Source organism: Streptomyces antarcticus, assembly GCF_026627255.1.
Lineage (GTDB): Bacteria > Actinomycetota > Actinomycetes > Streptomycetales > Streptomycetaceae > Streptomyces > Streptomyces antarcticus.
This window is the reverse complement of record NZ_JAPNLM010000048.1, coordinates 18938-34125: the sequence shown is the minus strand read 5'-3', so window position 1 is coordinate 34125 and position 15188 is coordinate 18938. Positions and strand designations below refer to the sequence as shown.

The following is a 15188-nucleotide window of genomic DNA, read 5'->3' as shown; positions in this document are numbered from 1 at the left end:
GGCGCCGACGTCCCTCGGCGGTCAGCCCGCCCCCATCTGCATACCTCACACACCACGGAATACAGCCAACACCTCAGCCCCGTCAGACACTCCGTGGAGAATCACCCTGGCGAGCCGAAGTCAGTAAGCGGTGGCCTTGGCGTACAGCGAGGCCGCGTACGGCCCCAGGACGGTGCTGGTCGACACGTCGTCGGTGTCGCCGCCCGTCAGGATCCCGATGATCTTCCCGTCGCGGGCGATCCAGGCGCTGCCGCTGGTGCCGCCGGGAAAGTCCGCGCAGTCGAAGCGCTGCTCGGTGGCGCTCTCGCGGACCGCGACCGCCGTGCAGGTACGAGGCACCTTGCGGTCGGCGGGGTAGCCGGTGACGGTGACCTCCTCACCGGCGCGGCCGCTCGTGTCCAGCGCGGCGGCGCCGGTCACGTCCTCGATGTCCCGGCCCCGGGCGTCGGGGGCCAGGCGGGCGAAGGCCAGGTCGTAGTCGTCGTCCGTGCCCTGCGCCCAGCGGTCGTCCTCGAAGACCCGCTCGAGCTTCCACGTGCCGTACGGCGCGACGCCGTTCGCGTACGCCGGTGCGAAGACGGCGCCGTCCTCGCCCTGTTCGCCGTCGAGCAGGCAGTGCCCGGCGGTGACGATGAGGTCGCGGCCCGGGCTGTGCACGACGGTCGCGGTGCAGAAGTGGTCGCCGTCCAGGCCCTTCGTGAACAGCGCCCCGGTGAACGCCGCGGGCCCGCCGGGCTGCGGCACCACGGCGGGCGGCAGCGTCATCCCCGGCGGGGGCGAGAGCTGCGGCTTCGCCGTTCGCGAGCGCGACGGGTCGTTCGCGGCGGCGCTCCCGGTGGCGTCCCTGGTGGCGTTCCCGCTCCCGGCCGCGGCCGCGGTCGCGGTCGGTGCGGCCTTGGCCCGTACGGTTGCCGCCCCCTCGGGCGGCGGCACCAGCTCGGCCACGGCGGCGGAGGCCCCCAACGCCGCCGCGGCGCACAACACCGCCGTCACCACGGACCGCCTGTCCACCGGCATGATGATCACTCCCCTTTGCCCCGGCGAAGCATGCCCCGCACCCGACACCCGGTGCAAGGTGGAGCGGCCGGCTTCACCGAACTGGCACAGCGGTCGTCGTGCCCGTCACCCCGCCCAGCCCTGCGCGCACCCCGCACCATATTCGTCACTGTGACGCGAATTGGCGCGAACGCAGGCGTAGTTCAGTCTGGCTCTGCGATGCTGGAGACCGATCGAGAGGGGCCGCAGCGATGCAGTGGAAGATCCACGGGGAACGTCCGATCTACGAGAACAAGTGGGTGAACCTGTGGCTCACCGACATCGAAACGCCGGACGGCCACCGCTGGGAACACCACGTCGTCAAGCTCCGCCACCTGTCCGTGGCCGCCGTGCTCAACGACCGCCAGGAGGTCCTGATGATGTGGCGCCACCGCTTCATCACGGACGCGTGGGCCTGGGAGCTGCCCATGGGCCTGGTGGAAGCGGACGAGACCCCCGGCGAGGCTGCCGCCCGTGAAGTCCTCGAAGAGACCGGCTGGCGTCCGGGCCCGATGAAGCCGCTGATCTACGCCGAACCGGCGAACGGCATCACGGACTCCCAGCACCACCTGTTCCGCGCGGACGGTGCGACGTACGACGGGCCGCCGACCGAGAAGAACGAGTCGGACCGGGTCGAGTGGATCCCACTGGCGAATGTCCGGGACATGATCGACCGCCGCGAGATCGTCAGCAGCGGCTCCCTGGTCGGCCTCCTCTACGTCCTGATGGACGAAGGGGTCCGCTGATCCTGCGGGGGAAGCATCGCTCGTAGACGTGCCTCGAAAGCGACCGCGGCCGGCACTTCGCGATAGGGCGCAAGCTGCTCGTAGAACTCGCGAAGGTGCCCGGCCACCCGCTCGGATGACACCGCTGCGGCAGGCACCAGGGCCTCTATCGCCGTGTGGCACGCCTGGTCGAGCTCGCCCCGCTGGAGCTGCGTGCGGGCCAGCCAGAAGGCATGGAACGCCCGGCCCCGCTGGTTCGCAGGATCCTCCCGCGCCAGCGCATCCGCGATCAGGGGCTCGGCAATCGCAGCCTCCCCGAGACGGCCGTGCGCAATGCCGGTGTCCACGATGAGCTTCGGCTCATCGAAGTACGTCACCCATGCCGGGTCCGGGTCGCCCTCGTGGATACGCTCGAACTGGCTGTGAGCCTCGGAGATCGCGTTGTGCGTGGCCTTCCGGTCTCCCAAGGTCGCGTGGGCGAAGGCTTCGCGCATGGCCAGCATCGCCCGCACCCTCGGCGTCGCCCCGCTGGCGGCACGGGCCTGGTCCTGGGCAGCAGACACCAGTGCGAGCGCGTCCGCCGGCTTCTCCTGGTAGGTCGCTTGAAGGCTCATGCAGGCCAGCACGTTGGCCATGAACGGATGGTCGTCGATCTCTCTGGCCAGTTGCAGAGCCTCCGAGAAGTACGCGCGGGCCTGCTGGTACTGCCGGGCGTCGAAGTACGTCCAACCCGTCAGCCGCGCCAGCTCTGCCGCGATGCCGTAAAGGCCGTTCTGTATCGGCGTCGGACGCTGACCCTTCAGCAGTCCTTCGACGTATCGAAGCTGGCCGACGACGGCCGGTCGGAGGGTCTCCCCTCCGTGCTCGTCATCGCGTCGCCAGTAGTCCTCGATCGAGGACCGGAGCGCCTGGAGAGTGGAAGGGCTCGGATTGGTCCCGGCAGCCAAGACGAGGACGCTGTCCACCTCCACCCCGGGTAAGGCTGCAAGCGGCCTGAGCCCGGCGGGCGGATGCACCGGCTCCGGTGGCTCTCGCTCTGCCACGGCAAGCGCGACCGGTGTTTCCCACGCCCGTCGGGCAAGTCCGAGCATGTGCCCCGGGATGCGCAACCCGTCGGCGATCCGCTCGATCACGTCCATGTGGAGGAGCTGCCGTCGGCCCGCGATCACCTCCCCCACCCGGCTCGGCGTCAGCTCGCACCGGCGCGCGATCATCGACGGGTAGATGCCTGCGCGCGCCTTGACCAGGCGAAAGACCCTCGCGAAGTCGCGCACGCGGCACGCGTCGATCATTTCGGGATCGGCGAGCAGACCTGCCGGTAGTTCCTTCGTGCGACGTGGCTCGGGCATCGGGCACGCTCCGGAGGACGGCTACGCATCGCTTCAAGGTCTCAACCGACGGTAATGTTAACCACGTTGGGTAATCCGCTGGGCCTTTCTGGCCCGTCGTTCTGATCGCGATGCTTCCGGACATGGCGAAGCGACCGAAAACGACCGCCTCGAACGATTCGGCGGGCACTGCTGACACAGAGCGAACGGCAGTCGGGGACGATCCCTGACCTGGTCATGGAACGCCGCGTCCGGATGAGCGTCCGGGTATCGCGGGACTCGGGCCGTACGTGGTCGCCGAGCACGCGGGTCCTGGAAGGCGACCCGTTCGACGTCCTCTCCAACCCCGGCCGCTACCCCCCGTGCGAGTGCCCCCGCTGTGGCGGTACGTCGACATCGGCCGGTGCCCTTCGGCCGGCATCCATCCCGCCGGGGGCGGCGTAGTGACCACTGCCCGAGGGTGAAAGCCCCTTTGGATCGGGATCCCCGGGTACGTGGTCGAGCCCCGTGGGGCTGGCGCCAACAGCTCACCGTGCTCGTCTGCGCCGCTGCCGTCATCATCCTGGTGGTCGCCCTGGCCATCGCTGGTGATCCCCGTCTCTGACCGGCGACCGGCTTCCGGCACGAATCCCGCCTTCGCTCCATCCGTGGCCTCGCGCCACTCCCCGTCTCCTCACCGGCCCGGAAACAACAGGGCTGGTGAGGCACGCCCCTTCGGGGCTGGGCCGACATCCGTCGGCCCTGGACTTCCAGGAAACGGAGACACACATGGCAGCGCAGAAGGAAGACCTGCTGATCGGCGTCGAGAGCCTGATCAAGGTCCAGGACCGCTTCACCGCCGCGGCGGCGGAGTCCGACTCCACGGGCACCTCCGCGGGCGACGACGGCGAGAACCGCGACGGCCTGAACCTCCCGCAGGAGTAGCACCACCAGCACGCCACAGCACCGACCGGGGGCCCGGCATCCACGGCGGGCCCCCGGCCCTCACCTCATGACGCTGACCGGAGGAACACGTGGACCACCACTTCGTCACCGCGATGGAGAAGGCCCTCGGCTGGGACGGACCCAGGGGACTCGGAGCCGCTTTCGCCCGGGGAACGATCGAGGATCTCGATATGCTCGATCGCCTGCTCAACCCCAAGAAGCTGCTGGACCTCGTGATGCGCCGCAGCGTCACCACCCCCCAGTTCCGCATCTTCCAGGACGGCGCCGAACTGCACCCTGGCCGCTACATCCACCCCTCCGTCACCCGGCGGGGACAAGCCATCCCCATGGCCGACATGCACCGGGTCGGCGCGCTGATGCGCGAGGGCTGCACCATGGTTCTGGACGAGGTCGACTTCTTCGACCCGGCCATGGAAGCCACCTGCCGCGCGCTCCAGTGGTGGGCCCGTGAGCTGGTGCAGGTGAACGCCTACCTGACCACGCAGAACGCCAGCGGCTTCAAACTCCACTGGGACGACCACGACGTCGTGATCGTCCAGCTCGCCGGCTGCAAGAGCTGGGAAGTCCGCGGTACCTCGCGCAAGGCTCCGATGTACCGCGACTCCGCCCCCAACTCCGAGCCCAGCGACGAGATCGTGTGGCAGGGCGTCATGGAGCCTGGCGACGTGATGCACATCCCGCGCGGCTTCTGGCACCAGGCCACACGGGACGACCAGGGCGACGGCTACAGCCTGCACGCCACCTTCGGCATCGTGAAGCGCGTCGGCGTGAACTGGCTGGCCTGGCTCGCCGACCAAGCCCGCACGCAGGAGCTGTTCCGGTACGACCTGGACCGCTGGAACTCCCCTGGCCAGTGGGAGGGGCAGCAGCGGCTCCTGGCCGACGCCGTCGCCGAGATGGCTACGAAGCTGACCCCGCAGGACTTCTTCGATGCGCGGGAGCGGGAACGCCTGGCGGCCCGGCATGCCCCGGCCACCGGCCTGTTCGGCAAGCCCGCGGCCGTCGTGTGCGTCACCGACTTCGAGCCCGTGATCGAACAGCACCACGACACCGTGGACGTCCTCGCCGCGGGCAAGAAGCTCTCCTTCTCCGGCAAGGCGTACCCCGCCCTCGCCCTGCTGCTGAGCGGCCACCCCGTCGACATCGCCGACGCCGCCGAGAAGACCGGCCTGGACGTGGAACAGCTCGCCGAGATCCTGCTGAAGGAGGAACTGTGCACGGAGCTGACCCCCGCCTTGTCCTCGGTCTACACCGGTCTCGTCACCACCGCGACATCCTGACGACCGCACTCGACCTCGGCGTCACCGCCCTGGACACCGCGGCTCCCTACCTCGGCTTCCGCTCGCACGCGGTACTGGCCGAGACGGCTGCTGATCTGCTGCCGAAGTTCGCCCTGTCCACGAAGGTGGGCTTCTTCCCGGGCGCCGGGGGTGCTGAGCACTCCCTCGATCCAAGTCGGCTGCGCCTGGCCATCGAGAAGGCGGCCCAGGAACTCGGCAGAGAACCTGACACCGTGCTCCTCCACAACCCCGAACGGAGCCTCACGCGCCTGTCCCCAGCCGATGGCAACGCCCTCCTCGGCAGCGCTTGCACCGCCCTGGTCGACGCGGCCCGCGAGGGCCTGTGCCGCACATGGGGTGTGTCTTCCTGGGACACCCGGCCGCTCGGCATGGTCGGGGTGGACGACCTGCCGTCTCCGGACGTCCTCATGGTCCGGGCCGGGCTCCTCGTGGGCATCGACCTCCTCGAAACCACGGCCGTCCTGCGCAATGTCTGGCAGGCGGGCGAGACCTGGGGCATGAGCCCCTTCGGGGGTGGCAACGGGAAGGTCTGGGAGGACTTCGACCCTCGCCCCTTCCTTCGACCGCCCCACGATGGCTTGTCCCGCGTGCAGGCAGCATTCCGTACGGCGTTCCACCTACCGAGTGCCGCCGCAGTGGCCGCCGGCACCGACAACCCCGGTCACCTGGCCGAGCTGGTCCAGTCCCTGGGCGCCGATGTGAACACCACCGCCGTCAGTCAGTACCTGCGCGCCCTGCATGGGCACCGTCAGAGCTGAAGCTCAGCCACCAGGCTCTCGGCCTCCTTCCGGGCCGGCACCAGCAGCGGATCCTCCTCGTACGCGTGGGGTCCGACGACCTTCGACAGGAAGAACAGCGACATCAGCTTGCCGTCCCTGCTCTCCAAGTCCGCACGCCGCTCCTGGCGGACGCGGTCCGCGAGCGCCGGGACGGCCAGCGCGTTGCCCCACAGCGTTACGGCGTCCAGGCCCCGGGGAGCCATGCCCCAGTCCTCCCAGTCGATGATGGAGAACTCCGGTCCCATCACGTTGGCCCAGGTCAGATCCGCATGAGCCGGCGCCCACCGCTCGATCCGCGTATCGGTGATGCCGGGGAAGACCTCCCCGAGCGTCTGCGTCACGTGCTCCTGCGTGATCGTCACCGTGTCCGGCGTCGCGATCCGCGGTGTCTGCTGTTCAGCGAGGGCGTCAAGAGAGGCGTTCAGCGCCTCCCACCACGCATCCGGCAGCCCCGGGTCTTCGAGCACGAGGGCGCCCTTGGCGACAGACGGCGACGCAATCAGCTCCAGCTCATCCGCCCGCCACATCACCGGTTCGCCCGGCTCGCGCCACGCCACGCCCTGATACCACTCGGGCATCGCGACCCCTTGCAGCACGGCGGCGGCCTCGGTCCCGTTCCAGCCCTGCGGGCCGATCCGTTCGAATCCCCGCCGTTCGATACGCACCCACGTATCCCGCTCCGTCCGGCCACCCACGGAACGGCGCTTACGTACCAGCGCCTGCCGATCCAGTCGCACGCGCAGGGCCTGCTCCACGCGCCCCAGCACGTCTTCGACCGGCTGACGGCGCAGGTCCACCCGTGCAGCGACAGGCAGGGAAACAGTCATCACGACCTCCTCGGCGGACGCGTGACCGTAGCAGGAGCGGGCCCTCCCACACGACCCGCTCGTCAGCTCCCGCGGCGGCCACCCCGCTTCCGTCTGCGCATGTTGCCGAGACGGCCCTCGCCTCGGGCTGGCCGCCCCCGGCCACGTGTGGGCGGACGGCGATCCGCGGTGACCTGTGCGGGCTTGGCGTGCGTCCCGCCCGGCGAACGCGCCCCCGCACGTATCAGGCCTCCCTCACGCCCCCGGTCCCGCCCACAGGCCGTCCGGGGTGAGGCTCAGGAGGTCGATCGCGTTGCCGCGGACGATGCGGTCCACCACGTCCGGGGCGAGGTGGCCCATCTGGGCCTCGCCGACCTCGCGGGACTTGGGCCACGTGGAGTCCGAGTGCGGGTAGTCCGTCTCGTACAGGACGTTGCCGACGCCGATCGCGTCCAGGTTCTTCAGGCCGAAGGCGTCGTCGAAGAAGCAGCCGAAGACGTGCTCGGCGAAGAGCTCCGACGGCGGGCGCAGGACCTTGTCGGCGACCCCGCCCCAGCCGCGGTTCTCCTCCCAGACCACGTTCGCGCGCTCCAGGATGTACGGGATCCAGCCGATCTGGCCCTCCGCGTACATGATCTTCAGGTTGGGGAAGCGCTCGAACTTGCCGCTCATCAGCCAGTCGACCATCGAGAAGCAGCAGTTGGCGAAGGTGATGGTGGAGCCGACCGCCGGCGGGGCGTCCGCCGAGGTGGACGGCATGCGGGAGGAGGAGCCGATGTGCATGGCGATGACCGTGCCGGTCTCGTTGCACGCCTCCAGGAAGGGGTCCCAGTCGTCCGTGTGGATGGACGGCAGGCCCAGGTGCGGGGGTATCTCGGAGAAGGCGACGGCGCGCACGCCCCGGGCTGCGTTGCGGCGGACCTCCGCGGCGGCGAGGCGGGCGTCCCAGAGCGGGACGAGGGTGAGGGGGATGAGCCGGCCGCGGGCGTCGGGGCCGCACCACTCCTCCACCATCCAGTCGTTGTAGGCCCGTACGCCGAGGAGTCCCAGCTCCCGGTCCTTGGCCTCGGTGAAGGTCTGGCCGCAGAAGCGCGGGAAGGTCGGGAAACAGAGGGCCGACTGGACGTGGTTGACGTCCATGTCCGCGAGCCGTTCGGGAACCGAGAAGGACCCCGGGCGCATCTGCTCGTAGGTGATGACTTCCAGTTTGATCTCGTCGCGGTCGTACCCGACGGCCGTGTCGAGGCGGGTGAGCGGACGGTGCAGGTCCTCGTACACCCACCAGTCGCCGATCGGGCCGTCGTCGCCCCTGGCCCCCATGACGGGGGCGAACTTGCCGCCGAGGAAGGTCATTTCCTTGAGGGGGGCGCGGACGACCCGGGGGCCGGTGTCCTTGTACTTGGACGGGAGCCGGTCCCGCCAGACGTGGGGGGGCTCAACCGTGTGGTCGTCCACCGAGATGATCTTCGGGAAGGTCTCCATGACCCATACGGTAGCGCTGATCTGACGAACCGTCAGCTAGTTGGACGCGTATCGGAACGTGACGGGCTGACGTGTACGCGCGACACAGGGCAGACTGGCCCTCACAACGACGGAAGGCAGGGGGGACGACAGATGGACGGCGTACCGGCCATCCCGCAGCCGCGGAACCACCCCGAGGCAGCCCGGACCAGCTCCGCGGGCAGCAGCCCCACGGTCACCGGCGCCAGCCCCGCGGTCACCGGCGCCGGGACCACGGCCGCCGTCACCCGCGCCGCAGCCCCTTCGCAAGCCGCCCGGCCCACCGCCGACAGAGCCCGACCCGCCCCGGCCGGCCCCCCGACGGCCGGTCCCGGCCCCGCCGCGCCCGGACCCTCCGGACCGGCAGCCGCAACGCCGGGCGCCACCGCGCCCCCGGCCGGAGCCGCCGCTCCGGGACCCGCGCCCCGGGCCCCCCACGGGCCCCGCGCCCACCCCGGGACCCGGCCCGCTCCCGGGACCCGGCCCGCCGACACCCCCGGGACCGACACCCCCGGGACCGACGGCCCCGAAGCCCCCCAAGCCCCCGTCTCCGGCTCCCGGTTCGCCGTCCTCGGTCCCGTCCGGGCCTGGCGCGGAGCCGAGGCGCTGCCCTCCGGCACCCCCCAGCAGCGCGCCCTGCTCGCCGCGCTCCTGCTCCGCGACGGCCGTACCGCCACCGCGCCCGAGCTGATCGACGCCATCTGGGGCGAGGACCCGCCCCAGCAGGCCCTCGCCACCATCCGTACGTACGCCTCCCGCCTCCGCAAGGTCCTCGACCCGGGACTCCTCGTCACCGAGTCCGGCGGCTACGCCATCCGCCTGCGCGCCGGCGCCACCCTCGACCTCGGCGTGGCCCGCTCCCTCGCCGCCGACGCCGAAACGGCCCGTGCGGCGGGCGACCGCGCCCTCGCCCGTACGCTGCTGGCCCGCGCCCTGGACCTGTGGGACGGCGAACCCCTCGCCGCCGTCCCCGGTCCGCACGCGGAGACCGAGCGGACCCGGCTCGCGGAATGGCGGCTCCAGCTCGTGGAGACCCGGCTCGACCTCGACCTGGAGGTCGGCCAGCACGCCGAGGCGGTCTCCGAGCTGACCGCGCTGACCGCCGCCCACCCGCTGCGCGAGCGCCTGCGCGAGCTGCTGATGCTCGCCCTCTACCGCAGCGGCCGCCAGGCCGAGGCCCTCGCCGTGTACGCCGACACCCGCCGGCTCCTCGCCGACGAGCTCGGCGTCGATCCCTGCGTCGAACTCTCCGCGCTCCAGCAGCGCATCCTCAATGCCGACGCCGACCTCGCCCGCGCCGAGGACCCGGCGCGCGCGGCGGCGTCCGTCCAGGTAAGGCCCGCCCAGTTGCCCGCCACCGTCTCCGACTTCACCGGCCGAAACAGCTTCGTCGACGAGCTCGGCAGCATCCTGGCCGGCACCGCCGGGGCGGGCCAGGTCATGGCCGTATCCGCGCTCGCCGGAATCGGCGGCGTCGGCAAGACCACCCTCGCCGTGCACGTGGCCCACGCCGCCCGCCCGCACTTCCCCGACGGCCAGCTGTACGTCGACCTCCAGGGCACCGAGCCGCGCCCCGCCGAACCCGTCGCCGTCCTCGGCTCCTTCCTGCGCGCGCTCGGCACCCCCGACACCGCCATCCCCGACTCCCCCGCCGAGCGGGCCGCGCTGTACCGCTCCACCCTCGACGGCCGCCGCGTCCTGGTCCTCCTCGACAATGCACGCGACGCCGCGCAGGTCCGCCCGCTGCTGCCCGGCACCGCGGGCTGCGCCGCGCTCGTCACCAGCCGCGTCCGCATGGCGGGCCTCGCGGGGGCCCACCTCGTCGACCTCGACGTGATGAGCCCCGAGGAGGCCCTCCAGCTGTTCACCCGGATCGTCGGCGCCGAACGCGTCGGCGCCGAACGCCAGGCGGCCCTCGACGTGGTCGGCGCCTGCGGCTTCCTACCGCTCGCCATCCGCATCGCCGCCTCCCGCCTCGCCGCCCGCCGCACCTGGACCGTGTCCGTCCTCGCTGCGAAGCTCGCCGACGAGCGCCGCCGCCTCGACGAGCTCCAGGCCGGCGACCTCGCCGTCAAGGCCACCTTCGAGCTGGGCTACGGCCAGCTCGAGCCCGCCCAGCAGCGCGCCTTCCGCCTCCTGGGCCTCGCCGACGGCCCCGACATCTCCCTGGCCGCCTCCGCGGCCGTGCTGGACCTGCCCGAGCAGGACACCGAGGACCTCCTCGAGGCTTTAGTCGACTGCTCCCTGCTCGAATCCGCCGCCCCCGGCCGCTACCGCTTCCACGACCTCGTACGCCTCTACGCGCGTGCGTGCGCCGAGCGCGACGAGCAGCCCCCGAGCGGGCGCGAGGCCGCCCTCGACCGGCTGCTGGACTTCTACCTGGCCACCGCCTCCGGGGTGTACGCCCTGGAGCGCCCCGGCGACCGGCTGCCCGCGCACCTGTCCGCCACCCGCCACCCCGGGCTCGTCTTCACCGATCCGCGCGCCGCGCTGGACTGGCTGTACGCCGAGGCCGACCCGCTGCTGGCCTGCGTCCGGCAGGGCGCCGTACGCCAGGACCGGGAGGGGACGCGGGTGCTGCGCCGGGCCGTGGACCTGCTGTGGGCGGCCAAGGACCTCGCGGAGTCCGGCGCGAACTCCAAGCAGTACGAGTCGGCCGCGACGGCCCTGCGCGACGCCGCCCGCTGCGCCGGCGACCCCCGCGCCGAGGGCCGGGCGCGCACCACGCTCACCAACACCCACCTCGTCGCCGGACGGTTCACCGAGGCCGACGACGAGGCCCGGCAGGCCACCGCGCTCGCCCGCGAGGCCGGCGACCCGCTGCCCAGCTGCTGGGCGCCCAACGACCGCGGGATCATCGCCCTCTACCAGGGCCGGCACGCGGACGGCGAGCGCTACCTGCTGGAGGCCATAGAGAACTTCCGCGCCGACGGCAACCACATCGGCGAGGCGAGCGCCCTGTGCAACCTCTCCCGCATCCACGTGGAACTGGGCCGTCTCACGAGCGCCATCGACCTCGCCCGGCAGGGCATCGCCGTCTACGACCGGATGGGCCTGACCCTGCGCCTGGCCAACGGCCGCTACGCGCTGGGCATCGCGCTCACCCAGGCGGGCCGGCTCGGCGAGGCCCTGGCGCAGCTCACCGAGGCGCTGTCGCTGTTCCACGACAACCGCCAGCCCCTGTGGGAGGGCGTGACGCACTTCCGGCTCGCCGAGGCCCATCTGGCCGCGCGCCGGCCGACGCTGGCCGCCTCGCACGCCGAGCAGGCCATCGCGCTGCGCGGCATCGGCGGGGAGTGGCGCCGGGCCACCGTGCTGATGGTGCTGGGCAAGGCGCTGCTGCGGCTGGGCCAGTCGGACCGGGCGCGGGCGTGCTGGCGGGACGCGGAGGCGGTGTTCGAGCAGCTGGACTCCTCGGAACTGTCCGAGGTACGGGCACTGCTGGACCCCGAGATCGCCGCCTGACCGGTCCGGAACCGGCCCCCGCACCCCCGCACCCCCCGTACACGGCTCTGACCTGCGCAGCCGGGCGATGAACGGGACGTTCATCGTTCGTTTATCGCCGCACGGCACGATAGGTACATCGACCCGCCGCACGGGGGACTGGAGGGTCGGTTGGAGGACCACCCGTTCGGCGGTCCGCGGGGGAATCGCCGAACGGGCCCTACCCACCCACCAGGAGAATCCGATGACGACGAACGAGAACATCGTGCCGCTCGACAACCACGCCTCGGGCGTCGAGATCAAGCCGCTGGAGAAGCCGGCGGAGAAGCCCGCGGAAGTGCCGCTCGACGGCGCCCTGGCCGCGGACGAGCAGATCCAGACGCTGGACAACCACGCGTCCGGTCCCCGCCCGTAACCAAGGCGGGCACGGCACGCGGCACGAGGACTTACGGGGGAACACGGGGGAACGGCGGTCGCGGTGGCCCGGAGGGGGAGCCATCGCGACCGCCGCACGCCCGCGTCCGGGCGCGGCGGCGGTACGGGTGCCCGTGCGGCGGCCGTACGAGGGTCCGCCTCCCCTGCTTCCAGATCTTGCGCTCAGCCGGCGCCTTGTCGTCATCGGTCCTGGCTCTAGGGTGGAGCCGTGTTCACCTCCCAGGGGCCGAGCGTCCGCGAACTCGCCGTGCAGGCCCTCTCCTCCGTCGAGCGCGGCTACGACCTCCTCGCGCCGAAGTTCGACCACACGCCCTTCCGCACCCCCGACCGGATGCTCGACGCCGTCGAGGAGACGCTCGCCGCGCGGGAGGGCTCCTTCGGCTCCGGCCTCGACCTCTGTTGCGGCACCGGCGCCGCGATCGGCATGCTGCGCCGGCTGTGCCGGGAGCGCGTGACCGGAGTGGACCTCAGCGCGGGCATGCTGGCCGGGGCCGCGCGGGCGTACCCGGACGAGCGGGTCGACTTCGTACGGGCCGACGCGCTGGCGCTGCCGCCCGTGCTCGGGGACGCGTACGACCTGGCGGTGAGCTTCGGGGCCTTCGGGCACTTCCTGCCGGCCGAGCGGCCCGCCCTCTTCGCCGGGGTGCACGCCGCGCTCCGCCCGGGGGGCCTGTTCGCCTTCCCGATCGGCGCGCCGATCCCGCCCCGCCACCCCGCGTGGTGGGCGCTGGCGGGCTTCGACGCGGCGATGCGGGTGCGCAACGCGCTCTGGCGGCCGCCGTTCGTCATGTACTACCGGACGTTCCCCCTGGGCGCGGTCCGCGCCGACCTGGAGGCGGCCGGCTTCACGGTGGAGACGGCCCCGCTGGAGCACTTCGGGCGCCTGCCCTCGGGCGCCCCGCGCTGGCGGCTCGTACTGGCCCGGAAGGCTGCCCCCTAGACCGTCGCCTCCGGGTCCCGGCGGATCCGGAGTTCCCGTTTGAGGACCTTGCCGCTCGCGTTGCGGGGCAGTTCGGCGACGAACTCCACCGCGCGCGGCACCTTGTAGTTCGCCATCTCCCGCCGGGACCAGGCGATCAGGTCGTCGGAGGTGAGGGTGGAGCCGGGGCGCCGGACGGCGTACGCCTTGCCGACCTCGCCGAGGCGCGGGTCGGGGACGCCGACCACCGCGACGTCCGCGATGTCCGGGTGGAGACCGAGGAGCTGCTCTATCTCGGCGGGGTAGGCGTTGAAGCCGCCGACGATGAACATGTCCTTGATCCGGTCGGTGATGCGCAGGTTCCCGGCCCGGTCCAGGACCCCGACGTCGCCGGTGCGCAGCCAGCCCTCGGGGGTGATTGCCGCCGCGGTCTCGGCCGCGTCCTCGAAGTAGCCCCGCATGACGTGGTGGCCGCGTACCCACACCTCGCCCGCCGTTCCGGCGGGCTGCGGCGTGCCGTCGGGGCCGGCGATCCGCAGCTCGGTGCCGGGTATGGGCCGGCCGGAGGTCTCGGCGATGACGCGGGCCGGGTCGGCGCGGCGGCACATGGTGACGATGCCGCTGGCCTCGGAGAGCCCGTAGGCGGTGAGGACGGTGGCGATGTGCAGCTCGCTGCGGAGCCGTTCGACGAGCTGGAGCGGGACGACGGCCGCCCCGGTGACGACGAGGCGCAGGGCGGACAGGTCGTGGTGGTCGCGCTGGGGGTGGTCCAGGAGCGACTGGTGGAGGGTGGGCGGTCCGGGGAGCACGGAGATCCGCTCGGCGGCGACGTTGGCGAGGACGGTGTCCACGTTGAAGACGGGCTGCGGGACCATCGTTGCCCCGCGCATCAGGCAGGCGATGATCCCGGCCTTGTAGCCGAAGGTGTGGAAGAAGGGGTTCACGATCAGGTAGCGGTCGCCCTCGCGCAGTCCGGCGAGCTCGCTCCAGACGGCGTAGCAGCGCAGCGACTGGGCGTGGGTGATGACGGCGCCCTTGGGGCTGCCGGTGGTGCCGGAGGTGAAGATGATGTCGGAGGGGGCGTCGGAGGGGATCGCCCCGGCGCGTGCGCGGACGGCCTCGGCGGACACGGCGTCCCCGCCCGCCAGGAAGTCCTTCCAGGTGCGGAAGGAGTCGGGGGCGTCGTCGGCGAGGACGACGACCTGCTCCAGGTGCGGCAGCCCGGGCAGCGGCCCGTCGCCGGGCCCGTCGGCGGCGGCGCGGCGCAGGGAGGCGACGTACGAGGTGCCGAGGAAGGTGCCGGTGACGAAGAGGAGCCGGGCGCGGCTGCGCTGGAGGACGTACGCGGCTTCGACGCCCTTGAAGCGGGTGTTCAGGGGGACGAGCACCGCGCCCGCCGAGACGGCTCCGAGGGCGGAGACGATCCATTCGAGGGTGTTGGGTGCCCAGACGGCGACCCGGTCGCCGGGCTCGACCCCGGCTGCGACACAGGCGGCCGCGGCGCGCTCGACGCGCTCGCCGAGCTGGGCGTAGCTGACCCGCACGCGGCCGTCGACGACGGCCTCGCGGTCGGCGTACCGGGCCGCGGCCTCCCTGACCAGCCCCGCGATGCTGCCCCAGCGCAGGTCGCCCCGCGGGTCTCCGCCGGGGCCCGCGGCGTCGTGGCCCGCAGTGTCGTGGCCCGGGCCTGCGGCGTCGTGGCCCGGGCCCGCGGCGGGCCCGCCCGCGCCGTCGGCGTGCCCGTCCGGGGGCCCCGCGTGCCCGCCTGCGGGCCCCGCGTACCCGCCGCCGTCCGTGCACCCGCCCTGACCTGCGCCGCCCGGGCCCGCGCCCCGGTCTTCGCCCCGGCCATCGCGCGGGCCATCGTCCCGGCCATCGCGCAGGCCCTCGTGCGGGCCCTCGTGCAGCTCTTCGTTCGCGCCCTCGTCGTCCATCGTCCGCCCTCCCCGACACCAGTAGCTGACTATCCGT

12 protein-coding genes are annotated in these 15188 nt (G+C 72.4%); 7 read left to right on the top strand and 5 right to left on the bottom strand.

Translation table 11 applies throughout. The features are described from left to right. Positions 1 to 120: 120 nt before the first annotated feature. Positions 121 to 1017, bottom strand: a complete 897-nt coding sequence (locus OTB16_RS37370; RefSeq protein ID WP_267727126.1) for a trypsin-like serine peptidase — start codon at positions 1015 to 1017, stop codon at positions 121 to 123. Positions 1018 to 1247: 230 nt separating this feature from the next. On the opposite strand from OTB16_RS37370, the gene OTB16_RS37365 reads away from it, so the two are divergent. Further along, complete coding sequence (locus OTB16_RS37365) at positions 1248 to 1781, top strand: NUDIX hydrolase (protein WP_267727125.1); 534 nt, start codon at positions 1248 to 1250, stop codon at positions 1779 to 1781. On the opposite strand, the gene OTB16_RS37360 is transcribed toward OTB16_RS37365, so the two are convergent. Next, complete coding sequence (locus OTB16_RS37360) at positions 1751 to 3109, bottom strand: helix-turn-helix domain-containing protein (protein WP_324290937.1); 1359 nt, start codon at positions 3107 to 3109, stop codon at positions 1751 to 1753. The genes OTB16_RS37365 and OTB16_RS37360 overlap by 31 nt on opposite strands. Positions 3110 to 3856: 747 nt before the next feature. Here OTB16_RS37360 and OTB16_RS37355 point away from each other — a divergent pair. The 3 genes from OTB16_RS37355 to OTB16_RS37345 all read left to right on the top strand — a co-directional run bounded on the left by OTB16_RS37355 (position 3857) and on the right by OTB16_RS37345 (position 6092). Further along, a complete protein-coding gene (locus tag OTB16_RS37355) occupies positions 3857 to 4012 on the top strand; it encodes a hypothetical protein (protein ID WP_157853303.1) in 156 nt (51 codons plus the stop codon). 89 nt (positions 4013 to 4101) lie between these two features. Continuing rightward, on the top strand, positions 4102 to 5313 hold the full coding sequence (locus tag OTB16_RS37350) for a JmjC domain-containing protein (protein ID WP_267727123.1): 1212 nt from the start codon (positions 4102 to 4104) through the stop codon (positions 5311 to 5313). Continuing rightward, positions 5247 to 6092 (top strand): aldo/keto reductase, encoded by an 846-nt coding sequence (locus tag OTB16_RS37345; protein WP_267727121.1) that lies wholly within the window; start codon positions 5247 to 5249, stop codon positions 6090 to 6092. Before OTB16_RS37350 ends, OTB16_RS37345 begins: the two co-directional genes overlap by 67 nt. Here the strand turns inward: OTB16_RS37345 and OTB16_RS37340 are convergent. Both OTB16_RS37340 and OTB16_RS37335 read right to left on the bottom strand, forming a co-directional pair. Further along, on the bottom strand, positions 6083 to 6940 hold the full coding sequence (locus OTB16_RS37340) for a hypothetical protein (protein WP_267727119.1): 858 nt from the start codon (positions 6938 to 6940) through the stop codon (positions 6083 to 6085). The genes OTB16_RS37345 and OTB16_RS37340 overlap by 10 nt on opposite strands. A gap of 234 nt (positions 6941 to 7174) precedes the next feature. Continuing rightward, positions 7175 to 8401 (bottom strand): amidohydrolase family protein, encoded by a 1227-nt coding sequence (locus OTB16_RS37335; protein ID WP_267727118.1) that lies wholly within the window; start codon positions 8399 to 8401, stop codon positions 7175 to 7177. Positions 8402 to 8533: 132 nt separating this feature from the next. Here OTB16_RS37335 and afsR point away from each other — a divergent pair, with 132 nt between their 5' ends. The 3 genes from afsR to OTB16_RS37320 all read left to right on the top strand — a co-directional run bounded on the left by afsR (position 8534) and on the right by OTB16_RS37320 (position 13238). Then, the gene (afsR, locus tag OTB16_RS37330) at positions 8534 to 11884 is read left to right on the top strand and encodes an SARP-family global regulator AfsR (RefSeq protein ID WP_267727116.1); all 3351 of its coding nucleotides are present in this window, start codon (positions 8534 to 8536) and stop codon (positions 11882 to 11884) included. A gap of 223 nt (positions 11885 to 12107) precedes the next feature. Further along, on the top strand, positions 12108 to 12278 hold the full coding sequence (locus OTB16_RS37325; protein ID WP_267727114.1) for a hypothetical protein: 171 nt from the start codon (positions 12108 to 12110) through the stop codon (positions 12276 to 12278). A gap of 228 nt (positions 12279 to 12506) precedes the next feature. After that, positions 12507 to 13238 carry a class I SAM-dependent methyltransferase gene (locus tag OTB16_RS37320; RefSeq protein WP_267727112.1) on the top strand — a complete coding sequence of 244 codons (732 nt, stop codon included), beginning with the start codon at positions 12507 to 12509 and terminating at the stop codon, positions 13236 to 13238. On the opposite strand, the gene OTB16_RS37315 is transcribed toward OTB16_RS37320, so the two are convergent. Continuing rightward, on the bottom strand, positions 13235 to 15151 hold the full coding sequence (locus OTB16_RS37315; RefSeq protein ID WP_267727110.1) for a FadD3 family acyl-CoA ligase: 1917 nt from the start codon (positions 15149 to 15151) through the stop codon (positions 13235 to 13237). The genes OTB16_RS37320 and OTB16_RS37315 overlap by 4 nt on opposite strands. Positions 15152 to 15188: the final 37 nt, after the last annotated feature.

Excerpts from the sequence above, each read along its gene's own strand:
- OTB16_RS37325 (WP_267727114.1), top strand. The coding sequence starts at position 12,108 with ATGACGACGAACGAGAACATCGTGCCGCTCGACAACCACGCCTCGGGC.
- afsR (WP_267727116.1), top strand. The coding sequence starts at position 8,534 with ATGGACGGCGTACCGGCCATCCCGCAGCCGCGGAACCACCCCGAGGCA.
- OTB16_RS37335 (WP_267727118.1), bottom strand. The coding sequence starts at position 8,401 with ATGGAGACCTTCCCGAAGATCATCTCGGTGGACGACCACACGGTTGAG.
- OTB16_RS37355 (WP_157853303.1), top strand. The coding sequence starts at position 3,857 with ATGGCAGCGCAGAAGGAAGACCTGCTGATCGGCGTCGAGAGCCTGATC.
- OTB16_RS37370 (WP_267727126.1), bottom strand. The coding sequence starts at position 1,017 with ATGCCGGTGGACAGGCGGTCCGTGGTGACGGCGGTGTTGTGCGCCGCG.
- OTB16_RS37360 (WP_324290937.1), bottom strand. The coding sequence starts at position 3,109 with ATGCCCGAGCCACGTCGCACGAAGGAACTACCGGCAGGTCTGCTCGCC.
- OTB16_RS37365 (WP_267727125.1), top strand. The coding sequence starts at position 1,248 with ATGCAGTGGAAGATCCACGGGGAACGTCCGATCTACGAGAACAAGTGG.
- OTB16_RS37315 (WP_267727110.1), bottom strand. The coding sequence starts at position 15,151 with ATGGACGACGAGGGCGCGAACGAAGAGCTGCACGAGGGCCCGCACGAG.
- OTB16_RS37340 (WP_267727119.1), bottom strand. The coding sequence starts at position 6,940 with ATGACTGTTTCCCTGCCTGTCGCTGCACGGGTGGACCTGCGCCGTCAG.